The following is a 22,200-nucleotide window of genomic DNA, read 5'->3' on the forward strand; positions in this document are numbered from 1 at the left end:
GACTCAAACTGCCAGGTGTTTTTTGGCAGATGTAGGGATCACACCCACTGATATGCCAGAAGATACTGATATTTCCAGCACTCTGCAGGGTCCCGCCCGGCATTTCGCACACCCATAATTGGCCTACAACAACAAAGGGGCTCACCCTGAGGTACGTAGGCCATGTACAAAGACCATATCGTCAAGGCTCGCATGACTGACAGCGCCCTGTTCATGGGAGCGGTCGCGGCGGTCATTTTCATCATCACGCTTGTCTGCGGTGTGGGTGAAGGTCGACTGTCCAATTTGATGGGGCCAATCGTTCTGGACTTGAAAGCACCACTGGCGCGTGACATCGCGGTTGGGGGCACCTTCACCATCACAGTTGTACTGAACTTGTTCATCCTTGGCCGGTTTCCCTTGCGGGCGCAGATCATCACGGTCTGGTGCGAATTGCTGGTGCTGTTCCTTTTATTCTTCGACACCTTCAATCTTTCCTACAGCTTCATCGCGACCAAAGTGGGCTTCATGATTACCCAAGGGGTTTTCACCACCGTCTACGTGTCCGCGATTTCCATCGCCATTGCATTCGTCCTGGCATTGTTGGGTGCGACAGCCCGTTTATCTTCCAACGGTTTCGCCATTGCCATCGCCAGCTTCTACACCTCGTTTTTTCGCGGCGTTCCGCTACTCATCCAGATCTATCTCATCTACCTGGGCATTCCTCAACTCGGCTACGTGGTCGGTGCCGTACCGGCAGGGATCCTGGCGCTCTCGCTCTGCTATGGCGCCTATATGACGGAGATCTTCCGTGGCGGGATCAGCAGCATCTCGCGCGGTCAGTGGGAAGCCTCTCGGGCGATTGGCCTGAATCCCTTTCAAACGATGACTCGCGTCATTCTCCCGCAGTCCATGCGCCTGATCATTCCGCCAACGGGTAACCAGTTCATTTCGATGCTCAAGGACAGCTCGCTGGTGTCCGTGATCGGCGTCTGGGAGTTGATGTTCCTGGCGCGGACACAAGGACGCGCCGAGTTCCGTCACCTGGAAATGCTCATCACCGCAGCCGTGCTTTATTGGCTGCTGTCGATCGTGCTGGAAACCGTTCAGTCGCGCCTGGAAAAACACTTCAATCGCGCCCACCGCTGAATCAGGAGCATTAGGATGAATCAGCCGTCAGCTTCAGCAGCCATTGCCCCGTACCCCGCCATATCGATTCACCAGATGCATAAATGGTATGGCGATTTTCATGTGCTCAAGGGCATCGACCTGCACATTTCAAGCGGCGAAATAGTGGTCGTGTGCGGCCCCTCGGGTTCCGGAAAGTCGACACTGATTCGCTGCCTGAATCTGCTGGAAGACTTCCAGAAAGGAAAGGTCTTCATCGACGGAATCGAGTTGACCCGAAATGCTGCGTGCGTGGCGAGCATACGACGCCAGGTCGGCATGGTGTTTCAGCAGTTCAACCTGTTTCCACACATGACCGTGCTGGAAAACCTCATGCTGGGGCCGCGCCTTGTCAGCAAGCTCAGCGAATCCGAGGCTCGTGAACTGGCCTGTGAATACCTTGATCGAGTGCGGATCGGCAACCAGGCGGATAAATACCCCAGCCAGCTCTCGGGCGGCCAGCAGCAACGCGTTGCAATCGCCCGCGCCCTTTGCATGCAACCGCGCGTCATGCTGTTCGACGAACCCACCTCGGCGCTCGACCCTGAAATGGTCAAGGAAGTGCTGGACGTGATGGGCGAACTGGCCCAGGACGGCATCACGATGGTGTGCGTCACCCACGAGATGGGTTTCGCCCGGCGGGTTGCCGACCGAGTCATCTTCATGGATGAGGGCTGCATCCTCGAACAAGCCAAACCCACTGAGTTTTTTGAAAACCCACAGCATGAACGTACCCGGGAATTCCTTTCACAGATTCTCAGCCACTGAGAAGTATCGCCACGAAGTCATCGACAAAAACAACAAAAAAACCGCACTCAAGATACCTGGAGGCTTACTCATGATCTCGATCACACGCATCTTCACTGCAGCCGCTATCGCCACCGCCGTCACGATCACCACAGGAGCGGCCTGGGCGGGTTCGACCCTCGACCGCATCCATGAAACCAAGGTGATCAAAGTGGCCACCGCGGCAAACTGGCCACCGCAATCGTTCCTGGGCCCGGACAATAAACTGCAAGGGTTTGATATTGATGTCGCCACCGAAATCGGCCGGCGCCTGGGTAGCAAAGTCGACTTCGTGACACCTGAGTACGGGATCATCACCGCCGGACGCTGGTCGAGTCGCTGGGACTTGTCGGTCGGTTCCATGACGCCAACCACCGAGCGCGCCCGCGTCCTCGACTTCCCCGCGATTTATTACTACACGCCCTATGTGTTCGCGGTGCACAAAGATGCCGCCGGGACACAGGCAGCGGATCTCAACGACAAGATTATCGGCGTCGAAGCGGGCACGACATCGGAGGACTATATCAATCACCGGCTCAAGATCGACGCCGCCGATGTACCAGCGTTTACCTACGATGTCACCGCTGGCGAGGTGAAGACTTATGGCGACAGCATGGGCCCTCTCGATGATTTGCGCATGGGCAACGGCGTCAGACTGAACGCCACTTTGTCCGCGCTGCCAACCGTTGTCGCTGCCGTCAAAAACGGCTATCCCATCGTCAGAGTGGAAGGCAAACCCGCTTACTACGAACCGTTGGCCATCGCCGTGGATAAAGGCGATGAGGCGTTCAACAGCGCGCTGACCAAGACCGTTGCAGACATGAAAGCCGATGGCACGCTCAAGCAACTTTCTCAAAAGTGGTACGGCGCCGATCTCACCGCAGTGCAATAAAGCCCAGGTGCAATAAACCCAAGCATGGCAGGCGCCCGTTTTCGACGTGGCGCACTGCATGTCTGCGCCCGAAAAAGGACAACGGACTTCATGTACACCTATAACAACAACTACTACACCGCCACGATGAACGACACGATTCAGCGCCCAGCGCTGACAGGCAGTGTCCAGGCCGATGTATGCATCATCGGCGCAGGTCTGGCGGGGCTGAGCACTGCATGGGAATTGGTTTCACGAGGGCAGTCCGTTGTGCTGCTCGAAGCGGGTCGCGTTGCCTGGGGAGCATCGGGCCGTAACGGCGGCTTCGTCCTTCAGGGCTGGTCCGAAGGTTTGTCATCGATCGAGCGACGCTGCGGAAAATCCACAGCCGCCGCGCTGTTCAAACTATCGCTCGAAGGCGTCGACACGGTTCGCGAGATGATCGCCCGCTACCAGTTGCCTGGTTGCGCGCCAACACCTGGAAAATTGAGCGTGGTGCGATACGAGGATGGCGATAACCTCAAGCGCATGCGCGACAAAATGGCGACGGATTTCGACTTCCACCTCGACTATCTGGATCGCCAGGCCGTACGTGACAAGCTCAAGACCGACAGGTATTTCCAGGCACTGCGAGATAACCATGGATTTCACTTCCACCCCTTGAACTATTGCCTGGGCCTTGCCCAGCTTATCGAGCGCATCGGTGGCAGGATCCATGAACACTCACCCATGGTCCGGGTGGAGAGCCGGGATGGGCGACATCGCGTGATCACTGATCAGGGCACTGTCGATTGCGCTAATGTGGTGTATTGCTGCGGCGGCTATGGTGGTCCTGAGTTTGGAAAGTTACGCCGCGCATTTCTGCCGATCGCAACCTACGCGGTACTGACCGAACATTTGGGCGAACGTCTGGCCGATGCGGTGGGCACCACCGATGCCGTCGGCGATAACCGCCGGGCCTCCGACTATTATCGAATTGTCGATGGTGACCGTCTGCTTTGGGGCGGTCGTATCACCACCCGAAACCTGCAGGATGAAAAGCGCCTTGGACAGTTGCTGACCGACGATATTCTCGACGTCTATCCGCAATTGCGGGGCATCAAGATCGAAAAAGCCTGGTCCGGGCTGATGGGCTACGCAAGGCACAAAATGCCGCACATCGGCCCGCTCGGGAAGGGGCTGTGGGCGTGTACATCATTTGGTGGCCATGGTATGAACACCGCCCCTATCGGCGGACGCGTCATTGCCGAAGCCATTTGCGGCGAGACTGATCGCTACCGTCTGTTCGATGCCTACGGTCTTGAATGGAATGGCGGCCCTCTCGGCCCGGCTGCGGCGCAGACGGTGTATGCCGGCCTGAAGATGATGGACATGTTTCAGGAGGCGCGCTCTCAACGCAGGGCGACGCATAAAAATTGAATCCGAGCGAGATCGAAGGACGTGTTGATGGATACGCAGAACCCGGGGCCACTGTTTAACCTGACCGAAAAAGACCGGCAATTGCTTGGCCTCTTGCAGGCCAACGCACGCGAGCCCACGGCTTCCCTGGCACGTAAACTCGAGGTTTCACGCTCTTCGGTACAAGAGCGGATCACCCGCCTGGAAAAGGCCGGCGTCATCACCGGATACAGCGTACGCATCGACCAGAACAGGCTGCAGCAGACCATCAACTGTTTCACCATGACTTCCTGCACCAACAAGAGCTACACCGATGTCATGACCTCACTTCGCAAGATGGAGTCGGTGCAGGCCGTGTATGCGGTCTCGGGCGAGTCCGACTTCATCATTCATCTCGCCACGCCGACCCTGAGCGAACTCAACGCCGAACTCACCAGGATCAACATGATCAAGGGCGTGGCGCACACCGCCTCCCATATTGTGATGGAAACCAAGTTCAGTCGGAAATTGACGGTGTAAAAACCTGTCGATTTCGAGCCGTTTTTTTGCAGGAGGCTGCTGCCCCTGCTGACTCTCTGTAAACCACCAACAATAATGGCCTTCTAACACCACTGACTCGCATCCAGAAGCTCGTACAGCTTCTTGAAAATCCGAGGAAAAGTCCTACGCTCAATCTGTCCAATAGTGGGCTTGTGTATCAACGGATTGGTTCACCGCGTAGTCAGAGGGCCTCACTATGCAAGAGTCAGGGCGTACTTTTTCTGCTTCCCATCTGCGTCCTCAGCGCCAGTCACTTGCGCTTGAGCCACGGATTCTGTTCGACGGCGCGGCAGCATCGGCAGCCACTGATCAGCATCACAGTGACCCTGCTGCTACCACCCCTGCCCCCGCTGAACCCGCCGTGCCTCACGCCACCCCGACCGACGGTCATCCGGCTACCGAGCAAGCGCCTTCGGCTGCACGCACCCTGCTGGTACTCGATAGCCGCATCGAAAACCGCGATCAACTGCTCGCGCAGTTACCCGGCAACGTCACGGCCATCGTGGTGAATGTCGGTGAAGATGGCCTGGCGGCGATTTCAGCAGCGTTGGCGCAGCTAGGTAAAGTGGATTCGATTCAGGTCATGTCCCACGGTGCTTCCGGGCAGTTCACCCTGGGTAATCGCACGGTCACCGCTGACAACGTCGATCAGTTGAGCCAGACCCTCGAACAATGGCGCAACAACCTGACCGAAGGCGCGGATATCCAGCTTTACGGTTGCGATATCGGTGCCGGGTTGGCAGGCAAAACTCTGGTCACCGAGCTGGCGCGCTGGACCGGCGCCGACGTGGCCGCCTCCAGCAATGACACCGGCAGCACCAAGGCAGGCGGTGACTGGGCGCTGGAAACCAGGGTTGGCGATATCGACAAGGCCATCGCCCTCAGTAGCGCAGCGATGGCCAATTTCGATGGTTTACTGGCCGATGCCGCGCCCACCGTCAGTTTGCCCACCGCTGGCAGTGACGTTTTGTTGGGCGATCGCTTCACGTTTACCGTGAATTTCAGCAATACCTCGACCCAGACAGGCTTTGCACCATTCATCAATCTGGCGTTACCCGCTACCGGCAAGGACGGCGACGACGGGGTCAACTTCATCTCCGCCAGCTATCTGGGCAACAACCTGATCAGCCATGTTGTGACATTCGACGCCAATGGCAACGCCACCCATCCTCTGGCCAAAGACGCCAATGGCAATTTCCTGATCATCAACGCCTCGACGTACGGCATGCGGGCCGGCGATAAACTCGTGGTGATCGAACTGCCTTTCGCCAGCGTCACCAATCAACAGCCAGTGGTGCCAGTGCAAATCACAGCCAGCCTGAGCAATCTGGCCGACACCAACTTTTCCAATGGCAGCCCTGACCTGACCATCCGCGCCAGCGGCGGCTTCCAGTTCGGCAACGATGCGCTGGACAACCCGACCAACGACCCCAGCCTGATCGAAGCCGGCACCGCAGCATTTGTGGTGCATCCGACCGTCATCACCTTCAACGAAACACTCAGCACGCCTGAAGGTGAAACCGCCACCGGGCCCAACTTTGGCCGTACGCTCACCGTGTCTGTAACCCCGGCGCCCGGTCAGACGCTTTCCAATGTGATCGTTACCCAGCCATTGCCGGACAACATCCAGGTCACCGCCATCACCCCCGGTGCCGGTGGCCGATTGACCTCGATCACCCTGCACGACGGCACGGTGGTGACCAATGCCGCGCAAATAGCCGTGTTGATCGCCGCCGATGACGTGTACATCAACTCTTTTACCGTGGTGTACGACAGCCTCACCGGCAAGACCGATACCGTGGTGGCGTTTTATGTACCGGAAGTCGACGCCAATGGCCTGCCGATCATCAACCCGGTCACCGGCGACGCGGTGACCATCACCCTCGGGGCGCCAAGTGCGTCCGGCCAGTGGGTGCCGCTCGACCCGAGGGACGTCACCGCACCGAACACCACCATCGACTTCAGCGGCACCGGCGTCACTACGGAATTCATCGCCAAATCGATCACGCTGATCAAAACCGCGACTTTGCAGACCGACATCGGACACGCCGGCATTACGCCTGGCGACACCCTGCAATACACCCTGAACCTGGCGATTTCCGACTACTTTGCCTTCGGCAAGGACTTCTTCAATGAAGGCCAGTTGATCGTGCGCGACCAACTCAGCGATGGCCAGACCCTCACCGGCACGCCAACCCTGACCGTCACCATCAACGGCGTCACCCAGACCATTACGCTGGTCACCACTGTGGTCAACAACGCTGACGGCACCACGTCGATGGCATTCGATATCGCCCAGTCGTTGCGCAATGCATTTTCCAACATCCGCGGCTGGCTCAATGGCGACCTGGCGTTCGATGACACGCTGCAAGGCGCAGTGCTGGCGGTGCTCAGCTATTCGGCCGTTGTCGGCCAGACCTACAAACCGCCTTCGGGCAATCCGCATCCGGACATCAACGAAGGTGATGAACTTGGCAACACGGCCATCGTCGACGGCACCCTGCTGCTGGATTTCTTCAACCTCACAGGCGAGAGTGAAACCGACAACTCAGCGACCACCAGCGTGATTCCCACCAGCAACGTCGATATCAATCTGGTGGAAGTCAACAACGGTACTCCGCCAGCCAGCGGTGAATTGCGCCCTGGCGATGAGGTGACTTTCGAGCTCAGCTACGACCTGGTCACCGGCGACTATGAACAATTCAAACTGACCGCCTACCTGCCGTTACCATTGTTCGATGTCACCGGCATTACCTGGGCGGTTGGCAGCGATGTCGGACAATGGGAAATCGGCCCCGGCAATACCAATGCCGGTGGCGTGGTCAGCGTCACCAGCGGCCCCGGCAACTCGCTGGTGTTCGATTTGGGCAGCTTCGCCACGGCCGCCACCACCGGCAGTCGCATCGTCATACGCTTTACCCTGCGGGTCGGCGACCAACCGTTCGGTGACCAGCGCTCGCTGGATGTGTTGGCGCAATCGAGCCAGCAAACCACCCTCACCGACCGCACGCTGATTTCATCCGACGTGGTCGCCATTGTCTCCGTGGCCGAACCGGTGCTGAACATCAAGCACGGTGTGGTTTCCGGTTCCAATGGCACGGTGAGCAACACCACCGGCAGCTGGAACCCTCCGGGCAGCACCGGCGTGCCGTTCAACGGCAGCGTCACCGACCTTGCCGCCGTGGACGGCAACATCATCAACATCGACGGCGGCGACAGCCTACGGCTGGTCACAGCGATTGAAAACACTGGCGGCGGCGGTGCCTACGATGTCAGCACCAGCATCACCCTGCCTTCCGGCCTGAGCTTCGTTGGCGGCAGCCTGGCGGCGGCGAACCTGCAGATTTATCGTGGCGACGGTACGTTGCTGGTGCTGGGCACCGATTACAGCGTGACCGGCAACCAGATCACCTTCCTCGATGCCGGTGGTCAAGCGACCCTCCTCGCCGGGCGCAGCGGCACCACCGCCGACACCAGCGGCGCCAATGTGGTAGTCATCAGTTACGACGTGGCAGTCAGCGCCACAATCGAAGCCAGCCGCACCCTGCAATCCACCGCGACCTTGAGCAACTACGCCAGCGTCAACGGGGGCACTGACTTCACACCGGTCGACTTGACCGACCTGGCCAACCAGCAAGTCGCGGCGCCCGTCATCACTAAAGTCTTTGCCGATGGCACGCTGGACAACGGCGACTCCAGTGCCACTCACACCACCGGTAGCGACCTGGTGGTCGGCGAAAGCATGCGCTACGACATCGTGGTCACCCTGCCGGAAGGCACCACACAGACTCTGCGCATCGATGATCTGATCCCGCCGGGCATGCGTCTGGACACAACGTTCAATAACGGGCTGGGTTATCAGATCATCACCACCACCGCAGACAGTGGCGCGTTGACCGCCAACTTTGCCGGCAGCGTTCTGATCAGCGGTTTCACCGGCGTCGGCGGCACGGTAGGCGCCGATGGCGTGGATGCGCGCTGGACATTCAGCGTGTCCAGCGTCTCGGCCGACAACCAGACCGGCAACAACACCTTCGTGATTCGCCTGCAACTGGTGGCCAACAACGTCATCAGTAACCAGGCCAATGTCTCGCTGCAAAACAACGCACAATTGACCTTCAGCGACCCGGACAGCGATACCCCCAACGGCAGCGTTGCCGTGGATCGCAATGTCGGCGTCACCGGTGGCCTGCCCACCGTGATCGTGCGCGAACCGACTTTGCAGGTCACTCAGGTGCTGACCTCCACCTCCGGCCTTGGTGGCTATGACCAGGGCGACACCGTCAGCTTCACCATTACCATCACTAACGGGAATGGCGGCGGCGACTTCAATGCCTTCGACATTACGTTCCTCGATAACCTGCCGAGCCAGCTCAGTGGTCTGACGCTGACGGGTGTGCTGTATCAGAACGGCGCCACTAATAACGGCGGCGTGGATTTCGAGCTGGTCGGTGGCCAGTTGCGTACCGTCAACGGTGCCAACATCGACATCGCCAAGGGCGGCAGCATTGTCCTGAGCATTACCGGGGTGGTGAATGCCACGGCGGCCTCGCAGTCCAACTTCGCCAACGTGGCGAACGTGCAATGGACCAGTCTGGATGGCACGCAAGCGGGCGAACGTACCGGTGTCGATGGGCAACTCAACGGCGGCACCCTCAACGATTACCGCAATTTTTCGACCCTGATCGTGCCGGTGGCTCAAGCCATTCAGATCTCCCGGGTTGGCGGGTTGCCGGAAACAACGGCCCCTGCCCCGACCACTACGCCTGTGGAACAGGTAACGGTCGGTGAAGTCATCCGTTATCGGGTCGTGGTACTGGTGCCCGAAGGCAACAACCCCAACTACCAGATCCAGATCACCCTGGCCAACGGCTTGCAGTTCATTTCTCCGGATGCACTGGTCAATGCCTTGCGCATCGCGTTCATTTCCAATGGCGGGTTGACCAGCGACGCCAACCTGATTGTCGGCGGCACCCTCAATGTCGACGGCAACGAAAACAGCCCTGAAGCCTTGCCGATTACCGCTGACCTTTCGGGACTGGCGCCCAACGGTGTGTTCGATCCGAGCCGCCTGACCATCGTGACCAATCCCGATGGCACGCAGACCGTGACTTTCAATCTTGGCAACGTGGTCAATGGCAACGGTAACGATGATGACCTGGAAGGCATCTCTATCGAGTTCAACGTGCGGGTCACCAACGTGGCCAGCAACATTGCCGGCGCGCAGTTGGGCGTCTCGGCTCTGGAAATCGTCAACGGCACCGGACGCGCGAGCAGCAATACGATTTTCGAAAACATTGTTGAACCGAGCTTCAGTGGCCTGGATAAAACCATTGTGGCCTTCGACCCGAACCCGAGCGGCACCAGTGGCAGCGCCACGGTGCAACTGAGTTTTACCCAGAACGGTGGCTTGCCGGCGTTCGACGCGCAAATCACTGACAGCTTCGTCGGTGGCAGTAATTACACGTTGGTCAGCGTAACCATAAATGGCACGACTTTCGGCCCAGGCAACTTGCCCGCAGGGGTCAGCTTCAGCACCACGGGCGGGGTGAGCGTCAACTTCGATCAGCTGGATGTCGGTGCGCAGATCCAAGTGCGCTATCAAGTCACTTTGCCCAATGCCTCGATCGTCGCCAGCAGCAATGCGACCTTGACCTGGAGCAGCCTGCCCGAGGATTTCACCAGTTGGGGCGGCAACAGCGTCGGCACCGATGGCGCCGTCGACGGTGAACGTACCGGCAGCACCGTCGGACCGAACCAGTACATCCTGCGCGACAACGCCGGACTCGGCGTTATCAGCGGCACCTTGTGGAACGACACCGCTTCGCCGACGGCCAGTGCGACACCCGACGGAGCCGGCCTGGCCGGACAAACCGTGACCCTGACCTGGGCCGGCGCCGACGGAGTGCTGAGCACCACTGCCGACAACCTGATATTTACCACGGTCACCGACGCCAACGGCCAATACCATTTTGGCGTGCTGCCACTGGGCGTGTTCCGTATCGATGTGCCGGCCGGCCTGGTCAGTTTCCCGCAACCCGTGGGCGATTTGCGCGTGAGGGTCGACAGCGATGCCGGCACCCTCGGGCAGGTCACCATCACCCTTGGCGACGCCGACACGCAAGCGGCCAATGCCGGTTATGTCGAACAGAACGACGCACCAATCAACACCCTGCCCGGCACCCAGCAAGGTCAGGAAGACGTCGTGCTGAACATCGCCGGCATCAGCGTCGCCGATGTGGATGCCGACCGCGACCCGAACGTCAATGACCGCGCTGTCAGCATCATTTTGAGTGTGACCCACGGCACGCTGTTCCTTGACGCCACGGTGCCCGGCGTCACCGTCAATGGCGCGAACACCGCCAACCTGACCCTGACCGGTAACCTCGCCGACATCAATACCGCATTGGCCAGCCTGCGTTATCTGGGCAACGCAAACTTCAATGGCACCGACACATTGACCGTCCTCAGCAACGACCGAGGCAACTACGGTGATGCCGATGGCGACGGCTTACCCGGTACGGCAGCAGACGCACTGACCGACACCGACACCTTGCAAATCATCCTTGCAGCGGTCAACGACACACCGGTCGCGGTCGCCGACAGCGCCACAGCAGTCGAGGCCGGCGGCACCAACAACACCGCCATCGGCGTCGACCCACGCGGCAACGTGCTGACCAACGACACCGACGTGGACATCGCCACCAATGCCGACCAGTTGCATGTGGTGTCGGTGGGCACGACGGGTTCCGGCATTCAGACCCCAGTCGTCGGCGTGCTGGTGATCACCGGGCAATACGGGCAATTGCTGGTCGGCAGCAACGGTTCCTATGAATACGTGGTCGATAACAACAACCCGTTGGTACAGGCTTTGCGACTGGCGGGCCAGACCCTGACCGATCGCTTCGACTACGTGGTCGGCGACCTTGAGGGCGCCACGTCCTCCGCTACCTTGACGGTGACGATCCAGGGCGCCAACGACACCCCCCAAGGCGTGGATGACAACGGTGTTGCCATTGAGGCTGGCGGCATCGCCAACGGCACACCGGGCAGCGACGCCACCGGCAACGTGTTGACCAACGACACCGACGTCGACAGTGTTGCCAATGGCGAAACCAAGACCGTCACCGGCATTCGCCCCGTGGCGGAGGCCGGCACCGCACCGTTCACCCCGGTTGCCGGCGCCACTGTTGTAACCGGGCTCTACGGCACCCTGACCATCAATCCCAACGGCACTTATACCTACGTGGTTGATAACAACAACGTCACGGTGCAACGCCTGAGTACCGGGGAGCAATTGATCGAGTTCTTCAGCTACCGGGTCACCGACACTGGCGGACTGGATGATGTCGCGCAATTGCGCATCGTGGTTCAGGGCGCCAACGACAACCCGGTGGCCAGCGATGACGCCGCCTCGGCGCAAGCCGCTTCCACCAATGGCACCGCCTCGGAAAGCAATCCGACCGGCAACGTCGTCCAGTTCCCGAGCCGTCCCGGCCCGATCACCCAGCCTGGCGGCAACGGTGTCGACCAGGACGTAGACGCCGCCGATCAGCCGAGCAGCCAGCTGCTGGTCAATGGTGTGATCAACAAAAGCGAGGCCGCGTACAACCCGGCTGTCGACGTCCTCAGTGGTGTCGCCACGGGTACGACTTCAGCCAACGGCACGCTGGTGGTCGGTCTGTACGGCACGCTGCGCATCGGCGCCGACGGTTCGTTCTTCTACGATGTCGACAGCACCAATGCTGCCGTCCAGGCACTGGCCCCGGGGCAAACCCTGACTGAATTCTTCACCTACCGGATCACCGATACCAAAGGGCTGACCGACACCGCGCAACTGGTGATCACCGTCCACGGCGTCAACGATCCACCCGTGGCGCAGAATGTGATTGCCGTCGCCACCGAAAAAGGTGGCATCAACAACGGCACGGCCGGTGTCGATCCTTCCGGCGATGTCACCGCCAATGCGACTGACCCCGATGGCGACCCGCTGACCGTGACCCTGATCAAGACGGGAGCCATTGGCGATCCCGGTACGCCGGTCGCGGTCAACGTCGGCGGTACGGTGGTTGTCGGTTTATACGGGACACTGACGATTTTTCCTGACGGCAGCTATTCCTACGCGGTCGACAACAACAATCCCGATGTTCAGGCGCTACGCCGCAGCACGGATTTGCTGTTGGAACGCTTCACTTTCACCATCAGCGATCAGGTCAACCCAACGCCGGAAATCGACTCGGCGGAAATCATCGTCCTGATCCGCGGCCAAAACGACAACCCGGTCGCCGCCGACGATGCCGCCACCGCCATCGAAGCGGGCGGTTTGAACAACAATCAGCCTGGCCAGGACCCCGTCGGCAACGTATTGACCAACGACAACGATGTCGACGGTGGCGAGGTGCCCGGCGACCTGCCCGCTCGTGATTACGGCGAAACCCGCGCCGTGTCGTCGGTTCGTACCGGTACTGAAGCCGGCAGCGGCACCGCCGGCACCTTGGGCACCGAATTGCGTGGCACCTACGGCTGGCTGACCCTGAACGCCGACGGCAGCTACAGCTACCGGCTCGACAACAGCATGCCCGCGGTTCAGGCCTTGCGCGTCGGCAACACGCTGATCGACAGTTTCAGCTACTTGGTGATTGACGCTGCCGCAGCCACCGACATCGCCACGCTGAACATCACCATCGAGGGCCGCAACGACACGCCGGTCGCACAAAACGACGTCAACACCGCGATCGAGGCCGGTGGCCTGGGTAACGCCACACCGGGGCTCAACCCCAGCGGTAACGTGCTGGCCAACGACAGCGACGTAGACGGCAATGGCGAAGTCCTCAGCGTGATCGGGGTCAATCAAGGCGCTTCGGTCGGCGTCATTGGCAGCGGTTTCGCCGGGGCTTTCGGCACGCTCACCCTCGGTGCCGACGGCAACTACAGCTATGTGGTCAATAACAACAACCCGCAAGTCCAGGCCCTGCGCACCAATGCGGATGTGCTGACCGAAACCTTCACCTACCAGATCCGCGACCTCGCCGGAGCCACCAGCACTGCCACGCTGACCATCACCCTTCGCGGCGCCAACGACAACCCGCTGGCGGTCGATGACAGCACGGTAGCCGTGGAAGCTGGCGGCACGGCCAACGGCACACCGGGCGTGAACCCGAGCGGCAACGTGTTGACCAACGACACCGACGTCGATGCCAGTGACAGCAAGACCGTCACCGATATCCGTACCGGCAGCGAAGCCGCTGGCGGCACGTTTACCACCCTCGGCACGGCCCAGACCCTCGCCGGTTTGTACGGCACCCTGACCATCAACGCCGATGGCACTTACAGTTATGTAGTCAACAACAACCTGGCCGCCGTGCAGGCACTCAAGGTCGGCGATTCGCTGGTGGAAACCTTTACCTACCGGATGCGCGACACCGTGGGCGCCACCGACATCGCACAACTGAGCATCCGCATCGATGGTGCCTGGGATGCGCCAGTGGCCACCAACGATACGGCCATCGCAGTCGCCGATGACGGCTCCGGCAACGGCGTCAACCCGAGCAGCAATGTCTTGCCCAACGACACCGATGTCGATCAGGGCGACAGCCTGCAAATTACCGGTATCCGATTCGGTACCGAAGCGGCAGGCGGCACGCTCAGCGGCGTGACGACAGGCACCAACAACAGCAACGGCACCTTGATCAACGGGCTCTACGGGCAATTGATCATCGGTGCCGACGGGACCTTCACCTACAACCTCGACTCCAACAACCCGACCGTCCTGGCCCTGGGGCCGTTGCAGTTCCTCAACGAACGGTTCACCTATCAGGTCACCGACCGTGGCGGGCAAAACGATCTGGCGGAGATTCACATCATCATCCGCGGACGCAACACGGCACCGATCCCTGCTCCCGATGCGGCGACGGCTGTCGAGGCCGGCGGGATCAACAACAGTCAGCCGGGCATCGACCCTGGCGGCAACGTGCTGGATAACGACACCGACAACGAAGGCGACGCCCTGCACATCATCGGAATCCGCACGGGCGGCGTGGCTGACGCCGGCACGGTCGGTTCCGTGGGCACAGCGTTGCGCGGGCTTTATGGTGATCTCGTCATCAATGCCGATGGCAGCTACACCTACACCGTCGATAACAGCCTCGCCGTGGTGCAGGCCCTGCGTCAGAGCGGCCAGACCCTCAACGAAGTGTTCAGCTACACCGTGGTCGATTTCTGGGGCGCCACCAGCCTCGCCGAGCTAAGCATCACCGTCGATGGCCGCAATGACACACCTGCCGCCCAAGACGACGGCTCGACCGCACTCGAAGCTGGCGGCGTCGCCAACGGCACACCGGGCACCAATGCCACCGGCAATGTGCTGACCAACGATACCGACGTCGACAGCGTAGCCAATGGCGAAAGCAAACAGGTCTTGAGTGTCACCAGCGAAAACGGTCAGTCCAGTGGTGCCGGGCAAGTGCTGATCGGACGTTACGGGCAACTGGTGCTCAACGCCGATGGCAGCTACACCTACCTGATCGACAACAGCAACCCGACGGTTCAAGCCTTGCGCACTGCTGGTGAAACGCTCAGCGAAACCTTCACCTACCGCATGGCCGATACGGCGGGTGCGACTTCCGATGCGCGTTTGACCGTGGTCATTCAGGGCGCCAACGATGCTCCGGTGGCGCAGAACGACAGCGTCACCGCCAGCGACCAGACGCCCGCACCGCAAGCCACCGGCAACGTGCTGCCCAATGACGGCGATGTGGATGCCAACGACAGTCTGCAAGTGGTGGCGGTGCGTACCGGTGCCGAAAATGGTTCCGGCACGACAGGCGTGATTGGCCAGCCCATCATCGGTCTCTACGGCACCCTGGTGCTCAACGCCGATGGCAGCTTCACTTACACCATCGACCAGAACAATCCGCAGGTGTTGGCAGCGGCCGGCCTGGGCCTGGTTCTGCAGGACGTGTTCACTTACACCATCAATGACCTCAACGGTGCCAGCGACCAGGCTGAACTGGTGATTAACCTGGACATCGCCACACCGTTCATTCCAGCGCCGCAAGGCAACTTCTTCGATCGCGATCCGAACAACCGCAACGGCAACTTGCTGCTGCCCGACCCGCTTCCGGCCATCTTCGTGACGCCGGTGGTCGAGCGTGCCGCGCAGGTCAATGAACTCTCGACCTGGGGCGTCGATGGCAGCAATTTGCGGCTGGCAGCCGTCGGCGAATTCAACAGCGAATCGCTGGGCAATGGGTTGGGTGTGGTGCCTGGGCAATTCGTCGCCCAGGCGGTACGCGAGAGCCGGGTCGAAAGTGACCTTGATCTGCTGTGGATCCTGGGTCGCCAGGGCCGTACCAGCCTGACGGCCGATGGCCTGTTGAGTGACCCGTCGCTGTTTGCCACCGACGCTGCGGACATGATCCGTGGCCCGGCACAGACTCAAGCAAGCCACGAGCAGCGTCCGGCGCCACGGGGTTTCAGCGCCCAGTTGCGCAATGCCGCCGAACGCCTGCGACCAGGCGGACGGGGAAATTGAAGTGCTCACCCCGAATAATTTTCAAGAAAACAAAGGACTGAACATGCGGAAAAACGCGACCAGGTTTCTCAGTACCGCCCTCGCCTCTGCTGTGCTGCTCAGCGCTTGCTCATCGCTGGAGCCCAAGCCCTCCACCGACGAAGAAAACCGTCAGCGCATCATTGCTGACCAGTCACGCATGTATTCCGGCCAGGAACCTGTCACCGCGCCGATCACCTTTTACGAAGCCGCCGCCCGGGCGTTGAAGTACAACCTCGACTATCGACTCAAACTGATGGAAAGCGCGCTGGCGTCGGATCTGCGTGACGTGTCCAGTCATGAAATGCTGCCACGACTGGTCGCCTCGGCCGGGTACGCCGGGCGCAACAATGACTCCGGCGGCACGTCGATCGGCATCGAAGACCGCCAGGTCAGCTTGCGGCCATCGACCTCCGAAGAGCGCTATCGCGAACTGTATGGCCTGGGCCTGAGCTGGAGCCTGCTGGATTTCGGCGTGGCTTATTACCGGACCCAGCAAAAATCCGATCAGATCCTGATGGCGGAAGAGCGTCGGCGCAAAGTCGCGCAAAACGTTCTGCAAGACGTGCGTAACGCCTACTGGCGCGCCCTCGGTGCGCAACGGCTGATGCCGGAAGTGGACAAGCTGTTGATGCGTACCCACACCGCACTGACCTCGGCCCGTGAAGCTGAGCAACGCGGCCTGTTGCCTCGTCAGGAAATCCTCGCCTACCAACGCGCGTTGCTGGATTCGATCTATTTGCTGACAGTGCGCCGCCAGGATCTGGAATTTGCCCAGGCCGAACTCGCCGCGCTGATGTCGCTGCCACCGGGTTCGAAAATGGTCCTGGCCGACATGCCTGATCCGCCGTTGCCGGAAGTGCGACAAAGCATGGCGCAGCTGGAACAGCTGTCCATGGAACATCGCCCGGAAATCATGGAAGAGTGGTATCGCAAACGGGTCAACCAGAAAGACCTGGACATCGCCAAGGCGCAATTGTGGCCGAACGTCAGCGTCGACTTCGGCTACAAGTACGACTCCAACAAATACCTCTACAACAGCGACTGGATGGGCACCGGTCTGCAAGTGTCGATGAACCTGTTGCGCTTGCTGCAATTGCCGTCACTCAACGCGGCGGAAAAATCCCAGAGCGAAACCGACGATACCCGACGCGTCGCACTGTCCATGGCGATCCTGACTCAGGTACGGGTCGGTACGCTGCGTTATCAATTGGCGCGTCAGGAAGTAGCGTTCGCGGAGGACAGTCTGCGGGTCGATCGCAGCCTGCTCGATTACGCCCAGGCAGCAAAAACCGGGGCCTTGGGTTCAGAACTGGAAGTGATTCGCTCCGAAGGTCGCTTCCTGCTGTCGCGTTATCAGCGTGAAGCGGCGTTCTCCAGTGCACAGGCCGCGTGGGGACGCTTGTACAACTCCGTAGGCCTGGACGTCCTGCCGACTGAAATCTCGAAACACGACATCAAGACCCTGTCCCGGGAAATCCAGCGCACCTTGAACGAACAAGAACAACAACGTCTGCTCATCACTCAGCAAGGAATGCCGAATGCGCAAAACCGCCCTTGAGTCCCGTGTAGGGGCCCTGTTGTTGGCCTGTCTGATCCTGCCCGTCAACGCCGATGACACGCCATCGGCCCCATCGCTGGAAAGCGCGAGCGCCATTCGCGTCCTTCTTGCCGCTGAACTGGAAACCACTTTATCGAGCCAGATGAGCGGGACCCTGGGTGAACTGAAAACCGGTTTTGGCGAGCAGGTGAAAAAAGCCGAGGTTCTGGCCCGATTCAACTGCAACGAAGCCGAGGCCCGGAGCAAAGTGGCCGTCGCCGAACTGGCCATGGCCAGACAGAACCTGGAGGCGAAAAAACAGCTGCGTCAGCTCAATGCCGTCGGCGATATCGAGGTCTCGATGGCCAACACCGAAGTTCAGAAAGCCGACGGTGCCCGCGCCATGGGCGTCGCTCAGAGTGGCTACTGCCAGGTCCTTGCACCGTTTTCCGGGCGGGTAGCCAAGGTGTACGTCAAACCGTACCAGACCGTCACGGCCGGTACGCCGTTGTTCGATCTGGTCAGTGACGGCGCCTTGAAGGTGCGCCTGAACGTTCCGTCCAACCTGCTGAAATCCCTCAAGCCGGGCTTGCCGTTGCAGGTGAGCATTCATGAAACCGGCAAAACCTACCCGGCCCACGTCAGCGCGATCAATTCACGGGTCGATGCGGTGGCCCAGACTGTCGAGCTGGAAGCGCAGCTCGATGAAAAATTCCCTGACCTCATGGCCGGCATGAGCGGCACGGCACGCTTCAACCAGGACAATGCCCAGCAGACCAATGCTCAGCAAAACAGTCTCCAGCCATGACAATGAACGAGCCCCTGCCCCACCCTCACCTGCTGCTCGAACTCGACGCCCTGCGTGACAAGGCGATGGCGGCCGACTCGCTGAATGCCCTGGCGTTCAGCATGGCCAATGATTTGTATCCGTTGCTCGCCTTCCATCAGGCGCTGGTATTTGCCCAGCGTGAATCGTCCCTGGAACTGGTGAACGTGTCCGGCCTGTCCCGGCCCAGCGAAGACTCGCCGTATCTGGTGTGGCTACGGCGTGCCAGTCGTTGGGTCACTACACAGATACCCGATGGCGAGCCGGTCTGGCTGACCCAGGACAGCAGCAATCCGCCGGCGGATATTGCCGAAGGCTGGGGTGAATGGTGGCCGTCAGGATTGTGGTGCGTACCGGTGCAAGACCGAGACGAGCAGCGACTGGGGATACTGGTCCTGTTGCTGGATCAGGAACCGCCAGCCGTTTTGTGGCAGCACCTCAAAGGTCTGGTCAACACCTGGGGCTACTGCTGGACGGCATTGACCCGGCGTCGGCGTTTCAATCGCTGGCGTCTCAATCGCAGACAATTGTTGCTCGGCCTGTTGGTATTGGGCGCCCTGCTTTTGCTGCCGGTTCGGCAAACCGCATTGGCGCCCACGGAAATCGTCTCCCGTCAGGCGCAGATCATCAGTTCGCCCATCGACGGGGTGATCGAAAAAATTCAGGTCCGCCCCAATCAACCTGTAGACGCCGGTACGCCATTGTTCTCGCTGGACGAAACCACTCTGCGCAGCCGCGCCGAAGTGCTGGGCAAGGAAGTCGCCGTGGCTGATGCCGAATTACAGGCTGCCAGCCAACGGGCCTTTGACAACCCGCAAAGCAAAAGCGAACTGACACTGCTTGAGGGCCGAGCCCAGCAACGCCGAGCCGAACTGGCGGCGGTGCAGGCCCAGCTCAAACGCACCAAAGTGCTGGCGCCACGGGGCGGTGTCGCGGTGTTCAGCGATCCCAATGACTGGCTGGGCAAACCGGTAGTCACCGGCGAACGCATCATGCAGGTAGCCGACCCGACTCAACCGGCGATGCTGATTCAGCTGGCCGTCGCCGATGCCATCGCCCTGGAGCCGGGCGCCGAAGTGACGTTGTTCCTCACTGCATACCCGTTGACCCCGCTCAAGGGCAAGATCCTCGAAACCAGCTACCAGGCACGCCCCAGCGATGAGGGCGTGGTCGCTTATCGCCTGCTGGCGAGTATCGACGGCACACCGGAGCATGCACGCCTCGGCCTGCACGGCACCGCCAAACTCTATGGCGGGCGAGTGATGCTCGGTTACTACTTGCTGCGCCGACCACTGGCGACGCTGCGGGCGTGGAGTGGCTGGTGATGCTTGATCCAGCCGACCTGCCCTTGCCGCCGCTGCGTGAGGATTTACGACTGAGCGAGGCCGCCCACGGCAGCAACGGTGAACCGGCCTGGGTCATTCAGGACACGGTGATCAACCGTTTCTACCGCATCGGCTGGCTGGAGTTCGAGTGCCTGCTGCGCTGGGGTCAGTCCCCCCGGCAAATCAGCCAGCAGATTGCCGAACGCACCGCTCTCAAGCCGGATGTCGAACAGATCCTCGACTTCCGCCAGTTCCTCGAACAGCACCAGTTACTCCGAGCCGGGCCAGCCGCATTGGCGCGGCTCCAGGCCAAAGGTGAAGAAGGCAGTTGGCTGAGCTGGCGCTGGTGGTTGCACCATTACCTGTTTTTCCGCATACCGCTGCTGCGCCCGCAACAGCCGCTGCAACATCTGGCCCGAGCGCTGGGCTGGCTGTTTCACCCGCTCACCGGGCTGTTGGTGTTTTGCCTGAGTTTGATCGGGGTGATTCTGGTCTTGCAACAATGGGACACCTTTACCCACGCCGTGGTCGAGTCGTTCTCCACTGAAGGCCTTTTCAGCTTTGCTCTGGCGCTGATCGTCGCCAAAACCCTGCATGAACTCGGACATGCGCTGGTCGCGACGCGCCTGGGATTACGAGTCGGGCACATGGGCATCGCGTTCGTGGTGCTGTGGCCAATGCTCTACACCGATACCGGCGAGAGTTGGAAGCTCAGTCGTTCACGGCAACGCCTGGCGATTGCTTCAGCCGGGATCGTCACCGAACTGTCCCTGGCCGGGCTCTCGACCCTGGGTTGGGCGTTGTGCGATCCGGGTGCACTGCGCAATGCCCTGCTCTATCTGGCGACCACCAGTTGGCTGTTGTCGTTGGCACTCAATGCCAGTCCGTTCATGCGTTTTGACGGTTACTTCATCCTCTCCGACCTGCTGGACTTCCCCAACCTGCATGAACGCGCCTCCGCATTGGCGCGGGTTACGCTGCGACGCAATCTGTTGGGTTTACAGGAAGACTGGCCAGAGTCATTCCCGACCGGTCAGCGTCGACTGCTGGTGACGTTCGCGATCATCACCTGGCTGTATCGGCTGGTGCTGTTCCTCGGGATCGCATTGGCGGTCTACCTGTTTTTCTTCAAATTGCTGGGGATCATCCTGTTCATGGTCGAACTCTCCTGGTTTATCGCCATGCCGGTGGTGCGCGAATTGAATCACTGGTGGCAACACCGCGCAGCCGTTCCGGGCCGGCGCAAAATGCTGTTCTACACAGTGCTGGCGGTGATTCTGGCGGGACTGGCGATTCCCTGGCGAACACAAATCGATGCGGTCGGTGTGGCCCGAGCCGAACATCAACTGCGGGTCTATGCGCCCTACCCGGCACGCCTGCAATCGATTCACGCCGATGGCCCCGTCAACGCCGGGGAAACCCTGATCGTCCTCGACGAGCCCGACATCGCCTCGCGCGTGCTCAGCAGCGAAGCCAATGCCCGCAGCTATGAAGCGCGTTTGTCCGGATTGTTGGCCGATCCCGGTGGCCTGGCGGAAGACGCGGTTACCCGCCAACGCCTGAACGTACAATTCGAAGAAGCCCGGGCGGCGCGCTCGGAAATCGCCCGGCTCAACCTGCAAACGCCATTTGCCGGGTTATGGCTGGACGTCAATCCCGACTGGAAGCCTGGCCAATGGGTGGGCCGTCAGGAATCTCTGGGGATGTTGATCGATCCGCGCAGCTGGCAAGTGGATGCCTATGTTGCCCAGGACCAGGTGCACCGCATGGCCACCGGCGATCGCGTGCGGTTCTACCCCGACGGCCAGACTACCCCGCTCAGCGGTCACGTCTTGCAGATCGGCAGCACCCGCGCCAGCCAGCTTTCGCACCGCATGCTGGCATCACGCTTCGGCGGCCCAATACCGATTACCACAGCAGAACACGCACTGGTGCCAAGCACGGCGCTGTTTCAGGTACTGATCCAACTGGACGAACCACCGCCAAGCCTGAGGGAAACCCGAGGGCATCTGAAAATCGAGGGTGAGCGGCGTAGTTTGCTGGCCGATGGTGCGACGCATTTGCTGGCGGTGTTTATGCGGGAAAGTGGTTTTTGATGTCGCGGCGATCCCCTGTAGGAGCGAGCCTGCTCGCGAAAAACCCAGACCCACCGCGCTCATCCAGACTTCCCGCGTTATCGTTGACGACCATCGCGAGCAGGCTCGCTCCTACAGTTGA

General features: G+C 60.5%; 10 protein-coding genes. All 10 read left to right on the forward strand.

Annotated features, from left to right (window positions below; all coding sequences use genetic code 11):
• Positions 1-162: 162 nt before the first annotated feature.
• The 10 genes from ACW9JC_RS00510 to ACW9JC_RS00555 all read left to right on the forward strand — a co-directional run bounded on the left by ACW9JC_RS00510 (position 163) and on the right by ACW9JC_RS00555 (position 22,079).
• Positions 163-1,128, forward strand: a complete 966-nt coding sequence (locus ACW9JC_RS00510; protein ID WP_416126998.1) for an amino acid ABC transporter permease — start codon at positions 163-165, stop codon at positions 1,126-1,128.
• Positions 1,129-1,143: 15 nt separating this feature from the next.
• A complete protein-coding gene (locus ACW9JC_RS00515; RefSeq protein WP_457452879.1) occupies positions 1,144-1,914 on the forward strand; it encodes an amino acid ABC transporter ATP-binding protein in 771 nt (256 codons plus the stop codon).
• Between the two features lie 70 nt (positions 1,915-1,984).
• Positions 1,985-2,824: a transporter substrate-binding domain-containing protein gene (locus tag ACW9JC_RS00520; RefSeq protein ID WP_457452881.1), complete on the forward strand. Its 840-nt coding sequence runs from the start codon at positions 1,985-1,987 to the stop codon at positions 2,822-2,824.
• A gap of 90 nt (positions 2,825-2,914) precedes the next feature.
• Positions 2,915-4,222, forward strand: coding sequence for an NAD(P)/FAD-dependent oxidoreductase (locus ACW9JC_RS00525; RefSeq protein ID WP_457452883.1), 1,308 nt, complete (start codon positions 2,915-2,917; stop codon positions 4,220-4,222).
• 27 nt (positions 4,223-4,249) lie between these two features.
• Positions 4,250-4,720, forward strand: a complete 471-nt coding sequence (locus tag ACW9JC_RS00530; RefSeq protein ID WP_338580976.1) for an Lrp/AsnC family transcriptional regulator — start codon at positions 4,250-4,252, stop codon at positions 4,718-4,720.
• A 217-nt stretch (positions 4,721-4,937) separates the two neighbouring features.
• Complete coding sequence (locus tag ACW9JC_RS00535) at positions 4,938-16,274, forward strand: VCBS domain-containing protein (protein ID WP_457452885.1); 11,337 nt, start codon at positions 4,938-4,940, stop codon at positions 16,272-16,274.
• 43 nt (positions 16,275-16,317) lie between these two features.
• Complete coding sequence (locus tag ACW9JC_RS00540) at positions 16,318-17,853, forward strand: TolC family protein (protein WP_448107946.1); 1,536 nt, start codon at positions 16,318-16,320, stop codon at positions 17,851-17,853.
• Positions 17,834-18,640 carry an efflux RND transporter periplasmic adaptor subunit gene (locus ACW9JC_RS00545; RefSeq protein WP_448107947.1) on the forward strand — a complete coding sequence of 269 codons (807 nt, stop codon included), beginning with the start codon at positions 17,834-17,836 and terminating at the stop codon, positions 18,638-18,640. Before ACW9JC_RS00540 ends, ACW9JC_RS00545 begins: the two co-directional genes overlap by 20 nt.
• Complete coding sequence (locus ACW9JC_RS00550; RefSeq protein WP_457452886.1) at positions 18,637-19,983, forward strand: efflux RND transporter periplasmic adaptor subunit; 1,347 nt, start codon at positions 18,637-18,639, stop codon at positions 19,981-19,983. The genes ACW9JC_RS00545 and ACW9JC_RS00550 overlap by 4 nt, the downstream gene beginning before the upstream one ends.
• Entirely contained in the window at positions 19,983-22,079 is a 2,097-nt protein-coding gene (locus ACW9JC_RS00555; RefSeq protein WP_448107949.1) for an HlyD family efflux transporter periplasmic adaptor subunit, read from the forward strand. The genes ACW9JC_RS00550 and ACW9JC_RS00555 overlap by 1 nt, the downstream gene beginning before the upstream one ends.
• Positions 22,080-22,200: the final 121 nt, after the last annotated feature.

The sequence above is a fragment of the Pseudomonas sp. SDO5591_S426 genome (assembly GCF_054070755.1).